We start from the raw sequence: 14,809 nt of genomic DNA on the forward strand, positions 1-14,809 counted from the left end.
TGTCCTCCTAGTTTTCTTCTTTCTCACCTGCCACGTTGGAAGGAATCAGACCGCTGCCGAGACTGAACGACTTGACCTGCAGCACGCAGCCGTTGCCGCCCTGCAGGGGCTTGGCATCCAGCGGAATGGATTGCAGATACGCACCGGCACCATCGATCGTGCATCCGGCCGCATCGCCGGGCGATTCGGAAAAGCCCCACTTGCTGCCGCCCGACCACATGCACACTTCCTGCTTGCCGTTCTCCCAACGCGTGCAGGGCTGTCCCTTGACCTGAGCGTCGCCAGCCAGTTTCCAGCCGATGGCCTGCACGGTCTGGCGCTCCTGCGCGCGCGCACTGCTGTCGATGGCCATGTACATGCCGTTCGCGTCTTCGATGGCGTCCTTGTCCGTGTGCTCCTCGAGCTTGACCATGCACGCAGCCTGCGCGCTATCGCCATCGGCGCCGAGGGTCCAACTGACCTGATGCGCAAACTGCCGATGCGCGTCGATCATGATCTCGACCTCGCCGGTTCCCAGTTTGGCTTCGTCCTGCGGCGAAAGCGCACGCGTGGGCATGCCGGAGCCACGGCAGGCTTCCAGCTTCGCCTGGTAGTTCTTGCGCTCCAGATTCTCGCCTCCCATGCGCGACTCCCAGGTCAGCACGACATGCAGGGCGGGCAGCGACTTGACGCCGCTTTCGGAGGAGGAATCCCCGCCGCTGCCGCTCTCGGTCGCATCGTGCGACTGGCAACCGGCGGTGGACGCCAGCGAGGCCATGCAAGCAAGTGCCAGAGCGCGGGATCGGTTGGTCAGTACCATCATGGAGCGGCTACCAGAAGTGTGCGGTCGGAAATGGGGGTTTGCACCAGGCGCGCCTGCCAATACGGACTGAACAGACTGCCTTTTTCGAACTTGCTGTCGCCTCTGCCCCAGACCGAGCGCCGGAACGCGCTGAGTTCACTGGGCCGGTTGAAGTAGACCTGCGCACTGGCCATCGCGCGCAATTGGTCGCCGCGTGCCTGGTCCTTCAATTGCATTCGGCCACTGCCGATCTTCAGCGCCGAGCTGGTGCGTGCCTTGTCGACCCGGGTGCCGACTTCGACGGTATAGATCGGCCCCGCATTCGCGCCGTCGGGCTGCTGCGAGTACGCATCCTTGACGTCCCGATAGCGTGGGCTGATGCCGTAACGGTAGCTGTTGATGAACGCATCGTTGCGCTTGAAGTCCGGAATCACGGCCGGGTCGCCTTCGATGAAAGCGCCGGCGATGTCGCTGCGTTTGGTGCCGTTGTAAGCCCGATAGGTGCGATTGTTTTCGTAGGGCGACCGCCATCCCCGCCCGTTGTTCATGCCGGGAAAGAAGTTGGGTTTGCGATTGTTGACCGCCTGCGTTCCAGCCCAACCAATCGGAATCTTGAGGGTGGTGAAGAGCAGCGGAAGCTTGAGTTGGAAGGTATCCACGGCCGACCAGCGGTCGTACTCGACCATGTCGGTGCCGCCGTTGTTGTTGAAGATGCCGAACGCGGTGCCGTCGCGCGCGCGCGTGAACGTATCGCGCGACGCCATCACCACATTGCGGTAGCGCTCGCCACCCTGGTTGGTACTGGTCAGACCGCGGCGTTCGCCCGGGTTATAGCTTTCGAGCTGATTGCCTGCGGAAAGCACGTTCTTGGCCAGAACGCCCTTGCCGACCACGGTCAGATCGGCATCGGGCACATTGTCCTTGACCACTTTGCTGGCCATGGCGAAGACGTTGGCTTCGGACGTGAGATCGCCGACGGCCGCTTCGGCGGCCAGCGCATAGGGATGGTCGAACGTTTGATCCAAGAGGCCGATGGTGGTGGTCGCTGCCTGCAGGAAAGTCCGGCGAAACACCTTGAGGGCGCTGTTGATCGCCGTCATCGCGCGATCCACGCCGATCAGGACTTGACCAAGAGCCGGCACCCAGAACAGCAAGACTTCCGCGACCTCTACGACCTTCTCGAAGTGCACCGAGGAGGAGTGCACCATGGTCAGCCAGGAATTCAGACTGACCACCTGTGCGATCGCCACTTCGTTGGCGACGCGTCCACGATTCAGATACGCCGCGAAATTACGCGCGCGCGCCTGCTCGACGGCGATGCTGTACGCCGCGGCATCGGCGGCATTGGTGAGTTCGACCTTCTTGCCGACCACCTGGCCGGTGTTGAAGGTCACCAGCAAGCCAACGCACAGCACCATCAGGAAGACCAGCACCATCGGCATGGCCTGCCCTCGCATCCTGGCGCGAGCGCAGGTCGGCCCTTGGGCGACCGTCCTGGTCGAGGAATCGGCAGCGGCGATGATCACCATACGGCTTCCTTCGGGCAACACCACGCCGAGGGCACGACGCATGCGTCGGACCCGGCTGGTTCCATGGGATTGAAGAGCTAGCTATGCGCAGAAGCCTGCGGACGGCTCCTGCCGGTACGACCAACGGCAGGCCACCATCTGCCCGCCGTCGGGCAGATGGTGGCAAGAGCGTTACTTGTTGCCGTTGTAAGCGGCCATGCCCTTGTCTTTGTCGGCCTGCGCCTGCGCCTTGCCGGCGTTGGTGCCAGCGCGGTTGATCATCTGGCTGGCATCCTGCTTGCCCGACAGCTCCTGCGCCATACCGGCGACCTGGCTGCGGACGGTGCCGCCGAAGAACGTGAACACGCCGATCGCCGCAATCGCGATCAGGGCCACGATGATGATGTACTCGGTCATGCCTTGGCCTTGCTGCTTGCGGCCGAAGCGGATGGGCTTGCGTTGGATCTTCATCTGATTCCTCTCCTTGGCTCGATCGCCCAATTACCGGCAACACACAAGCGTGCCCCGCGGCAACGTGTGGCGAGTGGGTTCATTAAGTGAAGTCGTTCACGGAGACGAAGCTGGTCTCCGGCCCGCGCTTTACGTCCAGTAAAGAGATGGTGTGTAGCGGACGTGTGCACTGTAGCGTCGGCTTATTGCCGTTACAAGAAAACTAGCGTTAATAAATTGGCGCTTAACTAGGTTCGCATCACATTATTGAGTCAAACTTTGGACGCGTGCGATCCCGTATGGAATATACAATTGTGAATTCGGTGCAGTTGCGGCGTGCGCACCGTCAGGTTTGGGTGTGATGCGTGGCGGAATATGGCGGCGTGTGGCGCGTCATGCCATCCGCGAATGCCTCTGCGCTTACTGGTTTGCGCAGGCGCGGACCAGTGAGCGCAGGCGGTCGGCGACGCAAAGCGGGACAGCCGGCGATTTGTATCGACACGGTGCAAGCTGGCGACGCCTGCTTCGGCTAAGCCCGTGAAATCACGACATAGCTGGCAGACGGCGCGACGCCGCCCCAGGTTTGCTGTCAGAGATTCTGAGCCGGGCCGACGCAGGGACGCGTCCCGGTGGTGCCGCCGCCTGCGGGGCCTGGGGCGCGTGAGCCGTCTGCAACTCGGGCGCGGAGGACGCGGAACGTCAGCTCCGCAACCCCACCCCGCGCCGCAGCAACCACAGCGCCAGCGCCGCCAGTACCGCGACGAAGCCCAGCATCAGGCTGTAGGCCACCCACACCGGCACGTCGCTGCTGCCGAGCAGGCCGTAACGGAAGGCGTTGACCATGTAGAAGATCGGGTTGGCGTGGGTGGCGGCCTCGGCCCAGCCGGGCAGCAGCTTGACCGAGTAGAACACGCCGCCCAGGTAGGTCAGCGGGGTCAGGATGAAGGTCGGCACGATCGCCACGTCGTCGAACTTCTTCGCGTAGACCGCGTTGATGAAGCCGGCCAGGGAGAAGATGGTGGCGCCCAGCAGCACCGTGGTCAGGGTCACCAGTGGGTGCGGGATGCGCACCGGGGTGAAGAACATGGCGATGATCAGCACGATCACGCCGACCATCAGCCCGCGCAGCACGGCGCCGGCGACGTAGCCCCAGAGGATCACCCAGTTGGGCATGGGGCTGACCAGCAGTTCCTCGACGTGGCGGCCGAACTTGGCGCCGAAGAAGCTGGAGCTGATGTTGCCGTAGCTGTTCTGGATCACGCTCATCATCACCAGGCCGGGGACGATGAACTGCATGTAGCTGTAGCCGCCCATGTCGCCCACGCGCGAGCCGATCAGGCCGCCGAAGATCAGGAAGTACAGGGTCATGGTGATCGCCGGCGGCACCAGGGTCTGGCCCCAGATGCGCAGGATGCGCTTGACCTCGCGGCGCACGATGGTGCCCAGCGCGATCCAGTTGCGCTGGGCCGGGGTGGCGTCGGAAACGGGGAGGGTGGAATCGGTCGGGGTCGTCATGGTCGTCGCCGTGGGGGCATCAGGGAGTGGCGGACGGCGGCGTGGCGCCGGCGCTGGCCGTGGCGGCATCGCGGTGCTCGCCGGTGAGGCGCACGAACAGTTCTTCCAGGCGATTGCTCTTGGTGCGCATGGAGCGCACACGGATGCCGGCGTCGCCCAGCGCGGCGAACACGCGGTTGAGGTCCATGGCCCGCGGCATGTCCAGGTCCAGGGTGTGCGCGTCCTGGGCGAGCAGGGTGGTGCCCTCGATCGCCGGCAGCTGTGCCGGCAGTTCGCCATCGATGTCCAGCAGGAAGCCTTCCACGTCCAGCTTGGCCAGCAACGCGCGCATCGGCCCCTGTTCGACGATGCGGCCGCGGTCGATGATCGCCAGGTTGCGGCACAGGCTCTCCGCTTCCTCCAGGTAGTGCGTGGTGAGGATGATGGTGGTGCCGGCGCCGTTGATCTCGCGCAGCACGCGCCACATGTCGCGGCGGATCTCGATGTCCACGCCGGCGGTGGGTTCGTCCAGGATCAGCAGGCGCGGCCGGGTCATCATCGCGCGGGCGATCATCAGCCGCCGCTTCATGCCGCCGGACAGGGTGCGGCTCATCACCTGGGCCTTCTCCCACAGGTGCGCGCGCTTGAGTTCTACTTCGGCCAGACGCTCGGCCTCGGCGCGCGGCATGCCGTAGAAGCCGGCGTAGTTGACCAGGATGTCGAAGGGTTTCTCGAACAGGTTGAAGTTGATCTCCTGCGGCACCAGGCCGATCAGGCGCATCGCCGCGCTGCGCTGGCTGCTCAGGTCGGTGCCGAACACCTCGACCTGGCCGGCGCTGAGGTTGACCAGCGAGCTGATGATGCCGATCAGGGTGGACTTGCCGGCGCCGTTGGGGCCCAGCAGGGCGAAGAAGTCGCCGGGCAGCACGTCCAGCGACACGCCATGCAGGGCCTGCACGCCGTTGTCGTAGGTCTTGCGCAGGTCGCGCACGCGCAGGGCAGGCGCCAGCGTCTGGGGAGAAGGAGCGGATGCGGGAGTCAAGACGGGCCTTCGCGCCGCATCGACGGCGCAGGAGAAGTGCAGCCGCTATTATAGAAGACCTCGTGGGGTCGCCCCCGGCCACAGACTGTTGCATCTCCGTGCCTGCCCAATTCCCGCTGAAACTGGTCGATCGCCACATGCTGGCCCCGGCCGTCGGCCACTACCGCTTCGTTCGCGACGACGGCCAACCCCTGCCGTTCGTGCCCGGCCAGTTCGTGCAGGTGCACTTCCATTATGCCGACGGCACCGCGACCAAGCGCAGCTACTCGCTGGCCACCCGCCACGATCCGGCGCAGCCGGCCGGTGCCACCGTCGAGATCGCGGTCAGCTTCGTCGCCGGCGGCGCGGCCACGGCGTTGTTCGAGGGGCTGGAGATCGGCGGCCAGGTCTGCGCCAGCGGTCCGTACGGGCGCTTCTGCCTGCAGCCCGGCGACGTCAACCGTCGCTATCTGCTGATCGCCACCGGCACCGGCGTCACCCCGTACCGCTCGATGCTGCCGCTGCTGGAAGCGGCGATGGCCGAGCGCGGTGTGGAGGTGGTGCTGCTGCTGGGCGCGCGGACGCCGGCCGAGCTGCTGTACGGCGACGAGTTCCGTGCCTTCGCCGATGCGCATCCCGGTTTCCGTTTCGTGCCGTGCTTCTCGCGCGAACTGCCGGAGGCGCCGCATGCCGATGTGCGGCATGGCTACGTGCAGCAGTTCCTGGGCGAATTCGCGCCGCAGGCCGAGGGCGACATCGCCTACCTGTGCGGCAATCCGAACATGGTCGACGCTTGCTTCGATGCGCTGAAGGAGGCGGGGCTGCCGGTGCAGCACATCCGCCGCGAGAAGTACGTCAGCAGCAAGTAGCGGCTGCCGCCGGCGCGGCGTTCGCTCGTAGGAGCGGCTTCAGCCGCGACCGCTTCACCGTGAATGTCTGCCGGGGGCGAAGCCGCGCGTTCTCGCAGCACCGGGTGCGCTTCGCGCGCTTACCCTCACCCCAACCCCTCTCCCGGTGGAGAGGGGCTACTCGCGCCGTCTGGGTTTGTCTTCGTCTCATCCGGACAGGTCAACAGCCAATGGTGGTTGCCGTCCGCGCGGGCATCCTGCGTAGGAGCGGCTTCAGCCGCGACCGCCTCGTCGGGAACGCCTGCCCGGGGCGAAGCCGCATGCTCCCGCAGCGTCGGGTGCGCTTCGCAGCCTTACTCACGCCAACCCCTCTTCCGGTGGGAGAGGGGCCAGTTGTGCCGGCCCATGATGCTTTCGCTCGATCTGTAAAGGACGCTTGACAGTCGTTCCCGCTGCGCGCATTCTCCTGTCAAGCGTGCTTGACAGGGGACAAGGTCGGCACGACAGGAGCGGCAGCCGCAACGGTGTCGGATCGGGGATCGGCTGAGAATCGGGGACAGTGATGGGCAACTGCAGGCGCAACGCGATCGTGGTGCTGTGCGTGAGTCTTGCGCTATTGGCGGCGGCCGCCTGGCTGCCGCTCGGCGGCAGCGAGTATCTGCGTGGGGTATGCATGGGCGTCGGCATCGGCGGCCTGTTCATGGCGCTGTTGATGTGGTGGTCGCGGGGCAGCCTGGCCGACAGTGCGCCGCGGGCGCTGGCGCGGCGCTATTACCGCGAGTTCTTCCCGCCAATGGGCGCCTATGTGGTGGTGATGCTGTTCTGGAAGCGCCTGCTCGACAGCGTCGACGCGCACTGGCTGCGCGTGGTGGTCGCGCTGCTGCCGGCCTTGATGCTGGCGCTGGTGATCCGTGCGGTGGCGCGCTTCGTGCGCGACTCCGACGAACTGCAGCGGCGCATCGAACTGGAGTCCATCGCCATCGCCGCCGGGCTGATCTGCGGCGTCTACATGGCGGCCGGCTTCCTGCAGGCGGCGCAGGTGATCGCGGTGCCGGCCTCGAGCGTGATGCTGTGGGTGTTCCCGGCGCTGTGCGCGACCTATGGGGTGGTCAAGGTCGCGAACGCGCGCCGCTACCAATGAACAGCCGCATCCGCGAACTGCGCGAGGCGCACGGCTGGTCGCAGGGCGAACTGGGCGAGCGGCTGGGCGTGTCGCGACAGACCATCAATGCGCTGGAGACGGGCAAGTACGATCCGAGCCTGCCGCTGGCGTTCCGTATCGCGCGGCTGTTCGCGCACAGCATCGAGCAGGTGTTCCTGTTCGATGAGGCCGAGTAAGCGCGCACTCCGTTCCATGCCCCACCGGGCCCCGACGACGCCATGTTCCGGCATGGCATTCTGCAAGCCATGAACTCAAGGATGCGAACCATGCGACACCCCTCCCGGCCGTTCGCCATCGCGGCGGCGACCCTGTTGCTCGCCGCCTGCCAGGCGGCCCAGGCACCGACGCCGCAGTCGTCCGAACGCAGCTATGGCGCGCTGCGCTTCCACCCGTGCACGCTGACCAATCCGGTGGCCTCCAACAACGTCGCGGCGCAGTGCGCGCGCATGCCGGTGGCGGAGAATCCGGCGGCGCCGAACGGCCGCAAGATCGAACTCAACATCGCCTGGCTGCCGATCACCGGCGAGGGCGGCAGCGACCCGGATCCGGTGTTCTTCCTCGCCGGCGGCCCCGGCCAGGCCGCCACCCAGGTCGCCAGCATCGTCGACATGGCGCTGCGCGAGACCCGCAAGCGCCGCGACGTGTTCCTGATCGACCAGCGCGGTACCGGCCAGTCCAATCCGCTGAGCTGCCTGGGCGCGGACGGCAAGGAGATGCCGCTGGCCGATCCGGCGCGCGCGCCCACCGCGAACGAACTGGTCGACTACGCCCGCCGCTGCGCGCAGTCGCTGCAGGGCCGCGCCGATCCGCGCTACTACACCACCACCCAGGCGATCGGCGATCTGGATGCGGTGCGCGCCGCGCTCGGCGTGGACAAGATCAACCTGATCGGCGGTTCCTACGGCACCCGCGTCGCCCAGCAGTACGCGCGCCGCTACGCGCCGCACGTGCGCAGCGTGGTCATCGATGGCGTGGCGCCGAACGACCTGGTGGTCGGCGGCGAGTTCGCCACCACCTTCGAGGATGCCATCGCCCTGCAGGCCGAGCAGTGCAAGGCCGACCCGGCCTGCGCCAAGCGCTTCCCCACCGATACCCGCACGCAGTTGCGCGCGGTGGTGGAGCGGCTGCGGCAGGCACCGGTGGAGGTGGACTACCGCGATCCGGCCAGCGGCGAGAGCCGCCACGACCGTGTCACCGCCGACACCGTCACCAGCCTGGCGTTCTCGTTCTCCTACGCACCACAGACCGCGTCGCTGCTGCCGCTGGTGCTGGACGAAGCCGCCAACGGCCGCTACGGGCCGCTGATGTCGCTGGCGCGGATGATGGGCGGGCAACTGGACGGGCAGATGAACCGCGGCATGCAGTGGTCGGTGATCTGCGCCGAGGACGCCGACCGCTATCGCGCGCCGCAGACGCACGACACGCTGCTCGGCCCGGACGTGGCGCAGATGTTCTTCGCGCCATGCCCGGTGTGGCCGACCGGCACCCGGCCGGCCGACTTCACCGCGCCATTCACCTCCACTTTGCCGGTGCTGCTGACCTCCGGCCAGCTGGATCCGGTGACGCCGCCGCGTTACGCCGAGCGCGTGCTGAAGGGCCTGCCCAACGGCCGCCACCTGGTGGTGCGCGGCCAGGGCCACGGCACCATGACCCTGGGCTGCATGCCCAAGCTGCTCGGCCAGTTCTTCGAGACCGCCGATGCCAAGCACCTCGATGCCACCTGCCTGGACGCGATGAGCGGCGTGCCGGCCTTCACTTCATTCAACGGATGGGAACCATGAGCTGCGCAGCGTTCGACAGGGAGGGGCAGGCATGATCGTCGCCGACAATCTGCACAAGGCATTCAAGACCCGCGCCGGCGCCGTGCAGGCCGTGCAAGGGGTCAGCTTCCAGGCCGCCGACGGCCAGATCACCGGTTTGCTCGGCCCCAACGGCGCCGGCAAGACCACCACCTTGCGCATGCTGTACACGCTGATGGCGCCGGACCAGGGGCAGGTGCGCGTGGACGGCGTCGACGTGGGCCAGGATCCGATGGCGGTGCGGCGCGCGCTGGGCGTGCTGCCGGATGCGCGTGGCGTGTACAAGCGGCTGACCGCGCGCGAGAACATCGCCTACTTCGGCGAGCTGCACGGACTGTCGACGGCCCGTATCGCCGAGCGCACGCGGCTGCTGTCGAAGGCGCTGGACATGGACGACATCCTCGACCGCCAGACCGAAGGCTTCAGCCAGGGCCAGCGCACCAAGACCGCGATCGCCCGCGCGCTGGTCCACGACCCGCGCAACGTGATCCTGGACGAACCCACCAACGGCCTGGACGTGATGACCACGCGGGCGCTGCGCGGGTTCCTGCGCGAGCTGCGCGAGGAAGGGCGTTGCGTGATCTTTTCCAGCCACATCATGCAGGAGGTGGCGGCGCTGTGCGATCGCATCGTGATCATCGCCAAGGGCACGGTGGTGGCCGCCGGCACCGCTGACGAACTGCGCGCCCTCACCGGCGAACCCAATCTGGAAGACGCCTTCGTCAAGGCGATCGGCAGCGACGAGGGACTGCACGCATGAGCCTGCTCCGTACCGTATTCACCGTGATGCGCAAGGAATTGCGCGACCTCTCGCGCGATCGCCGCACCCTGGCCTTGGCCTTGCTGCTGGGGCCGCTGCTGTACCCGGCGCTGATCCTGGGCATGGGCGCGCTGGCCGAGAGCCGCGTGCGCACGCAGATCGACAAGCCGCTGGACATTCCGGTGATCGGCCGCGAACGCGCGCCGAACCTGGTCGCCTTCCTCGCCGCGCAAGGCCTGAACGCGGTCGCGCCGCCGAAGGACCTGACCAGTGCGATCCGCAGCCAGGACGTGGACCTGGCGTTGAAGATCGACGAGGACTACGCCAACGCCTGGCACGAAGGACGCCCGGCGTTGGTGGAGATCATCAAGGACAGCACCCGCCGCGATGCCGACATCCCGACCCAGCGCGTGCAGGCCGCGTTGAGCATGTACGGCCAGCAGGTCGGTGCCTTGCGCCTGCTGGCGCGCGGCATCGATTCGCAGGTGTCGCGGCCGCTGGACGTGGCGCTGCAGGACCTGGCCACGCCCGAGGCCAAGCGCGGTGCGTTGCTGGCGATGCTGCTGCCGGTGCTGCTGACCATCACCTCGTTCATCGGCGGCGCCTACCTGATCCTCGACGCCACCGCCGGCGAACGCGAGCGGCAATCGCTGGAGCCGCTGCTGGCCACGCCGGCCTCGCGCAGCGCCATCGTCAGCGGCAAGATCGCCGCGGCCTGCGTGGTCGGCCTGGTGTCGCTGCTGCTGACCCTGCTCGCGTTCAAGCTCAGCGCGCAGGTGGCCAGCGGCATCGGCCGCCAGCTCAACGTCAGCTTCGTGGCGATGCTGCAGATGCTGTTCGTGCTGTTGCCGATGCTGTTCATCGGCACCTCGCTGCTGACCTACCTGGCGGCCTCGGCCAAGAGCATGAAGGAAGCGCAGAGCCACATGACCTGGCTGATGCTGCTGCCGATGCTGCCCGGCTACGCCTTGATGGTGTATCCGCTGAAGACCACGCTGTGGCAATTCGCGGTGCCGTTCCTGGCGCAGAACCAGATGCTGATGAAGATCATCCGCCGCGAGGCGATCGATCCGCAGATCTGGGCGGTCTACCTGCTCACCGGCTTCGGCCCGGCCGCGGTGCTGTGGCTGGCGGCGGTGCGCCGCTACCGGCAGGAGCAGTTGGCGATCTCCGCCTAAGCCGCCAGCAGCGCGCGGACAAGCGCCGCGCGCTGCGTCGCCCTGGTCGCGGTCGCCGTGCGAACACGCGACCGCGATGCGCATGGCGTTCCCGCACGGCGGCTGCATCCGCCTTCCTGTACCCCGACCCGCAGCGAGCCTTGCATGTCTTCCGATCCACACGATGCGCCTGCAACGCATGCCGCCGACCGCACGCGCCTGCTGGTGTTGGGCGAGGCGCGCATCCTGCAGCCGGGCATGCTGCGCTGGCTGAGGGCGGTGGCCTGGGCGGTCGCCTTGCTGGCGCTGATGGTGGTCGTGGCAGTGGCGGTGCCGCTGCTGTGCGGCAGGCTCCTGCCGCCGGGCGCGGGTCAACTCGCACCGTATGCCACGGCATCGATGGCCGCCATCCTCTACGCCGTGGCGGTCCGCCTGGGCGAGCGGCGCTGGCCGGCGGAGCTCGCCTGGCGCGCGATGCCATCGCAGTTGACCCTGGGGTTGCTGCTGGGCGCGGCGATGTTCGCGATGGTGATGGCGCTCATGGTGGCGTTGGGCGTGTACGCGATCCGCTGGACCGGGCCGGCGCCGGCGTGGGGGGCGCTCGGCAAGGCACTGCAGGCCGGCGTGGTGGAAGAACTGATGCTGCGCGCGATCCTGCTGCGGCTGCTGTGGCGCGCGTTCGGTCCCTGGCTGGCGTTCGCGTTGTCGGCGGCGCTGTTCGGCCTGGCCCACCTCGGCAATCCGAACGCGAGCGTGTTCGCCGCGCTCTGCATCGCGGTGGAGGCCGGCATCATGCTGGGCGCCTTCTACGTGCTCACCGGCCGGCTGTGGGTGTCCATCGGCGTGCATGCGGCCTGGAACTTCACCCAGGGCTATCTGTTCGGCGCGGCGGTGTCGGGCACCGACATGGGCCAGGCGATCGCGCGCAGCACGGTGCAGGCCGGGATGCCGGACTGGCTGAGCGGCGGCGCGTTCGGCCCGGAAGCATCGCTGCCGGGCCTGCTGGTCTGCACGGTGGTGGGCGCGATCGCGACCTGGGTGGCCTGGCGCAAGGGGCGCTTCGGCGCGCCCGGGCGCCGTGCGGATAGTGCGCCAGTGTCCTGAGCGTTTTCGCGCGGGTGCCGCGCCTGGCGATGCGGCGTGCCCGGCCACGGTGGCCGGGCACGCGTCAACGGCGGCTCAACCGCCGGGATTGAACGCCAGCGTCCGGCGGGTGGTCACCGGGGCGCTGACCGGCTCGAAGCGCCAGCGCTTGGTCGCGTTCAATGCCTCCCGGTCGAACACCCGCGGCGGCGTGGAGCGCAGGACGCGGGCATTGGTGACCGCGCCGTCGGTGCCGACGGTGATCTCCACCAGCACTTCGCCGGCCGTCCCCGAGCGCAGGGCTTCGGGCGGATAGCGCGGGGCCGGGGTGCTGATCGGGCGCAGGGTCTGCGCCGTGGCCGCCGGCGCGGCCGCGGGTGCCGCGGCAGGTGCCGGCGTCGGTTGCGTCGCGGCGGGCGTGGCGGGGCGCGCGGCGGCCTGGCGTTCGGCCTCCTGGCGTGCGCTCTCGCGGCGCGCGGCCTCCTGCTGTGCGGCGATCTGCTGCGCCGCCTGCGCTTCGCTGGCCTGCTGCTGCGCCTGCTTCTGCTGCTCGGCCGCGAGCTTGGCCTTCTGCTCGGCGTCCTTCTTGGCCTTGTCGGTCTCGTCCTGGCTGCGCTGGGCCACGGCCTCCATGCCCTTGCTGATGCCCTGCTTGAGCCGCGGCAGGGCCGGCGCCTGCGGATCCATCTTCTCGATCAGGCCGATCAGGCGCTGGGCCTCCGGGAAATCCTCGCGGTTGATGCTCTGTTCGGCGGCGATCAGCGTGTACGGCATCAGGTCGGTCAGCGCGCTCTTGACTCCCGCGTCGTCCGGCTGCTTGTCGCGCAGCGCCAGGTAGTACTCGACCGCGTTGTTGCCGGCCGGCGCGTACATGCGGTTCTCGCGCAGCGCCTGGCTGGCCGAGTCGTGCAACTGTTCGGTGCCCATCGACTGCACCTTGGCCGACACCGCCGGCGTCGCCGCTGCGTTGGCTGCGGCGGTGGCCGGCGTGGCGCTGGGTGGTGCGGTCTCGTCCTGCTTGGAGCAGGCCGCCAGCGCGGCCAGCAACAGGACCGGCGCGACACGGCGCGCCTTGGCGAATGTGGTGAGTTGCGACATGCGTCCCCCTGAATCCCCGGTGTTGGCAATCAACGATGCGACGGCGGTGCGTTCGCGGTGCTGCGGCCCCCATGCCGCCAGCGCACCCCATCGGTCAATCTAGCATCCGCGGCCGCCGCGTGCGTGGCAGACGCTGCCATGCGGCAAAAAGCGTGACGCTGCGCGCGTCCGTCAATGCGCCGGGCGCGCCGGCGCGGACGCGGACATGATCCGGTCGGTCCAGGCGATGCCGATCGCCGACAGGATGAAGATGCCGTGGATGATGGTCTGCCACAGCACGCCGGTGGCGGTCAGCGTCGCGCAGCTCTTCAGATCCACGGTGCCCACGGCGCTGGCCAGCTGCTCCGGCGAACACATCGGCATGCCGCCGAGCGCGCCGACCGCGATGAAGGTCTTGAGCAGGTGGATCGAGGAGATGCCGATGATCGACAGTGCCAGCTTGACCTTGAGCACGCTGGCGTTGACGTGGCTCAGCCACTCCGGCTGGTCCGGGTGGCCTTCCAGGCCCAGCCGCGACACGAAGGTCTCGTAGCCGCCGACGATCACCATCACCAGCAGGTTGGAGATCATCACCACGTCGATCAGGCCGAGCACGATCAGCATGATCTGCTGCTCGCCCAGGCTCGGCGCCTCGTGGATCAGGTGCCACAGCTCCTTGCCGAACAGGAACACGTACACGCCCTGGGCCACGATCAGCCCCAGGTACAGCGGCAACTGCAGCCAGCGCGAGGCGAAGATCAGGTTGGACAGGGGATGCAGGCGAGGCCGCTCGGGAGTCATGGCGTGGTCTGGAATGCTGCGTTGCGGGAGCGGCCAGGGTACCCGGCCGGCGGTGACGCTGCCAAGCCGGGGGGCGCGGCTACACTCGGGGTCCCCTGTCCAGGACCGCCGCCATGATCGATCTGTACTACTGGCCCACCCCCAACGGCCACAAGGTCACCCTGTTCCTCGAGGAAGCCGGGCTGGACTACACGCTCAAGCCGGTCAACATCGGCGCCGGCGAGCAGTTCGCGCCGGAGTTCCTGGCGATCTCGCCCAACAACAAGATGCCGGCCATCGTCGACCACGCCCCGGCCGACGGCGGCGCGCCGCAGAGCGTGTTCGAGTCCGGCGCGATCCTGCTGTACCTGGCCGAGAAGACCGGCCGCTTCCTGCCGGCCGATCCGCGCGGGCGCGTGGTCGCACTGGAATGGCTGTTCTGGCAGATGGCCGGCCTCGGCCCGATGACCGGGCAGATGGGCCACTTCAACGTCTATGCGCCGGAGAAGATCGGCTATGCGATCGAGCGCTACGGCAACGAGGTGCGGCGCCTGCACGGGGTGCTGGACAAGCGCCTGGCGCGCAGCGCCTACCTGGCCGGCGACGCCTACGGCATCGCCGACATGGCCAGCTATCCGTGGATCGAGGTGTACAACGGCCTGACCCCCGACTACGCCGCCTTCCCGCACCTCAAGCGCTGGCACGATGCCATCGCCGCGCGCCCGGCCACCCAGCGCGCCTACGCCTTGAAGGAGCAGGTGAACCCGAACGCGGGCAAGCCGCTCAGCGACGCCGAGCGCAAGCACCTGTTCGGGCAGCGCTGAGCCGGCGCGCTTCTCAAATCCCGGGCGCACGCGCATCATCCGTGCGCTCGGTGCTCCATCAGGAA

15 protein-coding genes are annotated in these 14,809 nt (G+C 68.0%); 8 read left to right on the plus strand and 7 right to left on the minus strand.

The annotated features are described in order from the left end of the window. Positions 1-7: 7 nt before the first annotated feature. The 5 genes from NUG21_RS01805 to NUG21_RS01825 all read right to left on the minus strand — a co-directional run bounded on the left by NUG21_RS01805 (position 8) and on the right by NUG21_RS01825 (position 5,275). Positions 8-802, minus strand: coding sequence for a hypothetical protein (locus tag NUG21_RS01805; RefSeq protein WP_263392108.1), 795 nt, complete (start codon positions 800-802; stop codon positions 8-10). After that, positions 799-2,310 (minus strand): pilus assembly protein TadG-related protein, encoded by a 1,512-nt coding sequence (locus tag NUG21_RS01810; RefSeq protein WP_242081461.1) that lies wholly within the window; start codon positions 2,308-2,310, stop codon positions 799-801. The genes NUG21_RS01805 and NUG21_RS01810 overlap by 4 nt, the downstream gene beginning before the upstream one ends. Positions 2,311-2,481: 171 nt before the next feature. Further along, a complete protein-coding gene (locus tag NUG21_RS01815) occupies positions 2,482-2,760 on the minus strand; it encodes a hypothetical protein (protein ID WP_017907702.1) in 279 nt (92 codons plus the stop codon). Positions 2,761-3,438: 678 nt separating this feature from the next. Continuing rightward, positions 3,439-4,254 (minus strand): ABC transporter permease, encoded by an 816-nt coding sequence (locus tag NUG21_RS01820; protein ID WP_019795950.1) that lies wholly within the window; start codon positions 4,252-4,254, stop codon positions 3,439-3,441. A 19-nt stretch (positions 4,255-4,273) separates the two neighbouring features. Beyond that, the gene (locus tag NUG21_RS01825; protein ID WP_184502838.1) at positions 4,274-5,275 is read right to left on the minus strand and encodes an ABC transporter ATP-binding protein; all 1,002 of its coding nucleotides are present in this window, start codon (positions 5,273-5,275) and stop codon (positions 4,274-4,276) included. 137 nt (positions 5,276-5,412) lie between these two features. Here NUG21_RS01825 and NUG21_RS01830 point away from each other — a divergent pair, with 137 nt between their 5' ends. The 7 genes from NUG21_RS01830 (at position 5,413) to NUG21_RS01860 (ending at position 12,084) form a co-directional block, all read left to right on the plus strand. Further along, a complete protein-coding gene (locus NUG21_RS01830) occupies positions 5,413-6,123 on the plus strand; it encodes an FAD-binding oxidoreductase (protein ID WP_263393013.1) in 711 nt (236 codons plus the stop codon). Positions 6,124-6,664: 541 nt separating this feature from the next. Continuing rightward, positions 6,665-7,243, plus strand: coding sequence for a hypothetical protein (locus tag NUG21_RS01835; RefSeq protein ID WP_019797003.1), 579 nt, complete (start codon positions 6,665-6,667; stop codon positions 7,241-7,243). Further along, positions 7,240-7,440, plus strand: a complete 201-nt coding sequence (locus NUG21_RS01840; RefSeq protein ID WP_010340539.1) for a type II toxin-antitoxin system RelB family anti-toxin — start codon at positions 7,240-7,242, stop codon at positions 7,438-7,440. Before NUG21_RS01835 ends, NUG21_RS01840 begins: the two co-directional genes overlap by 4 nt. Before the next feature lie 90 nt (positions 7,441-7,530). Further along, positions 7,531-9,045: an alpha/beta hydrolase gene (locus NUG21_RS01845; RefSeq protein ID WP_019797002.1), complete on the plus strand. Its 1,515-nt coding sequence runs from the start codon at positions 7,531-7,533 to the stop codon at positions 9,043-9,045. A 31-nt stretch (positions 9,046-9,076) separates the two neighbouring features. Further along, entirely contained in the window at positions 9,077-9,823 is a 747-nt protein-coding gene (locus NUG21_RS01850) for an ABC transporter ATP-binding protein (protein ID WP_242081456.1), read from the plus strand. Next, entirely contained in the window at positions 9,820-11,001 is a 1,182-nt protein-coding gene (locus tag NUG21_RS01855) for an ABC transporter permease (protein WP_019797040.1), read from the plus strand. The genes NUG21_RS01850 and NUG21_RS01855 overlap by 4 nt, the downstream gene beginning before the upstream one ends. 144 nt (positions 11,002-11,145) lie before the next feature. Continuing rightward, a complete protein-coding gene (locus NUG21_RS01860) occupies positions 11,146-12,084 on the plus strand; it encodes a CPBP family intramembrane glutamic endopeptidase (protein ID WP_263392109.1) in 939 nt (312 codons plus the stop codon). 75 nt (positions 12,085-12,159) lie between these two features. On the opposite strand, the gene NUG21_RS01865 is transcribed toward NUG21_RS01860, so the two are convergent. Beyond that, positions 12,160-13,161: an energy transducer TonB gene (locus NUG21_RS01865; RefSeq protein WP_263392110.1), complete on the minus strand. Its 1,002-nt coding sequence runs from the start codon at positions 13,159-13,161 to the stop codon at positions 12,160-12,162. 171 nt (positions 13,162-13,332) lie between these two features. Continuing rightward, the gene (locus NUG21_RS01870) at positions 13,333-13,941 is read right to left on the minus strand and encodes a TIGR00645 family protein (protein ID WP_017908501.1); all 609 of its coding nucleotides are present in this window, start codon (positions 13,939-13,941) and stop codon (positions 13,333-13,335) included. A gap of 113 nt (positions 13,942-14,054) precedes the next feature. Here NUG21_RS01870 and NUG21_RS01875 point away from each other — a divergent pair, with 113 nt between their 5' ends. Next, positions 14,055-14,744: a glutathione binding-like protein gene (locus NUG21_RS01875; protein WP_019796028.1), complete on the plus strand. Its 690-nt coding sequence runs from the start codon at positions 14,055-14,057 to the stop codon at positions 14,742-14,744. The last annotated feature ends 65 nt before the right edge of the window (positions 14,745-14,809 follow it).

This window comes from Xanthomonas sp. CFBP 8445, from assembly GCF_025666235.1.
In the GTDB taxonomy this organism is placed as follows: domain Bacteria; phylum Pseudomonadota; class Gammaproteobacteria; order Xanthomonadales; family Xanthomonadaceae; genus Xanthomonas_A; species Xanthomonas_A indica.

Excerpts from the sequence above, each read along its gene's own strand:
- NUG21_RS01805 (WP_263392108.1), bottom strand. The coding sequence starts at position 802 with ATGATGGTACTGACCAACCGATCCCGCGCTCTGGCACTTGCTTGCATG.
- NUG21_RS01810 (WP_242081461.1), bottom strand. The coding sequence starts at position 2,310 with ATGGTGATCATCGCCGCTGCCGATTCCTCGACCAGGACGGTCGCCCAA.
- NUG21_RS01815 (WP_017907702.1), bottom strand. The coding sequence starts at position 2,760 with ATGAAGATCCAACGCAAGCCCATCCGCTTCGGCCGCAAGCAGCAAGGC.
- NUG21_RS01820 (WP_019795950.1), bottom strand. The coding sequence starts at position 4,254 with ATGACGACCCCGACCGATTCCACCCTCCCCGTTTCCGACGCCACCCCG.
- NUG21_RS01830 (WP_263393013.1), top strand. The coding sequence starts at position 5,413 with ATGCTGGCCCCGGCCGTCGGCCACTACCGCTTCGTTCGCGACGACGGC.
- NUG21_RS01835 (WP_019797003.1), top strand. The coding sequence starts at position 6,665 with ATGGGCAACTGCAGGCGCAACGCGATCGTGGTGCTGTGCGTGAGTCTT.
- NUG21_RS01840 (WP_010340539.1), top strand. The coding sequence starts at position 7,240 with ATGAACAGCCGCATCCGCGAACTGCGCGAGGCGCACGGCTGGTCGCAG.
- NUG21_RS01845 (WP_019797002.1), top strand. The coding sequence starts at position 7,531 with ATGCGACACCCCTCCCGGCCGTTCGCCATCGCGGCGGCGACCCTGTTG.
- NUG21_RS01850 (WP_242081456.1), top strand. The coding sequence starts at position 9,077 with ATGATCGTCGCCGACAATCTGCACAAGGCATTCAAGACCCGCGCCGGC.
- NUG21_RS01855 (WP_019797040.1), top strand. The coding sequence starts at position 9,820 with ATGAGCCTGCTCCGTACCGTATTCACCGTGATGCGCAAGGAATTGCGC.
- NUG21_RS01860 (WP_263392109.1), top strand. The coding sequence starts at position 11,146 with ATGTCTTCCGATCCACACGATGCGCCTGCAACGCATGCCGCCGACCGC.
- NUG21_RS01865 (WP_263392110.1), bottom strand. The coding sequence starts at position 13,161 with ATGTCGCAACTCACCACATTCGCCAAGGCGCGCCGTGTCGCGCCGGTC.
- NUG21_RS01870 (WP_017908501.1), bottom strand. The coding sequence starts at position 13,941 with ATGACTCCCGAGCGGCCTCGCCTGCATCCCCTGTCCAACCTGATCTTC.
- NUG21_RS01875 (WP_019796028.1), top strand. The coding sequence starts at position 14,055 with ATGATCGATCTGTACTACTGGCCCACCCCCAACGGCCACAAGGTCACC.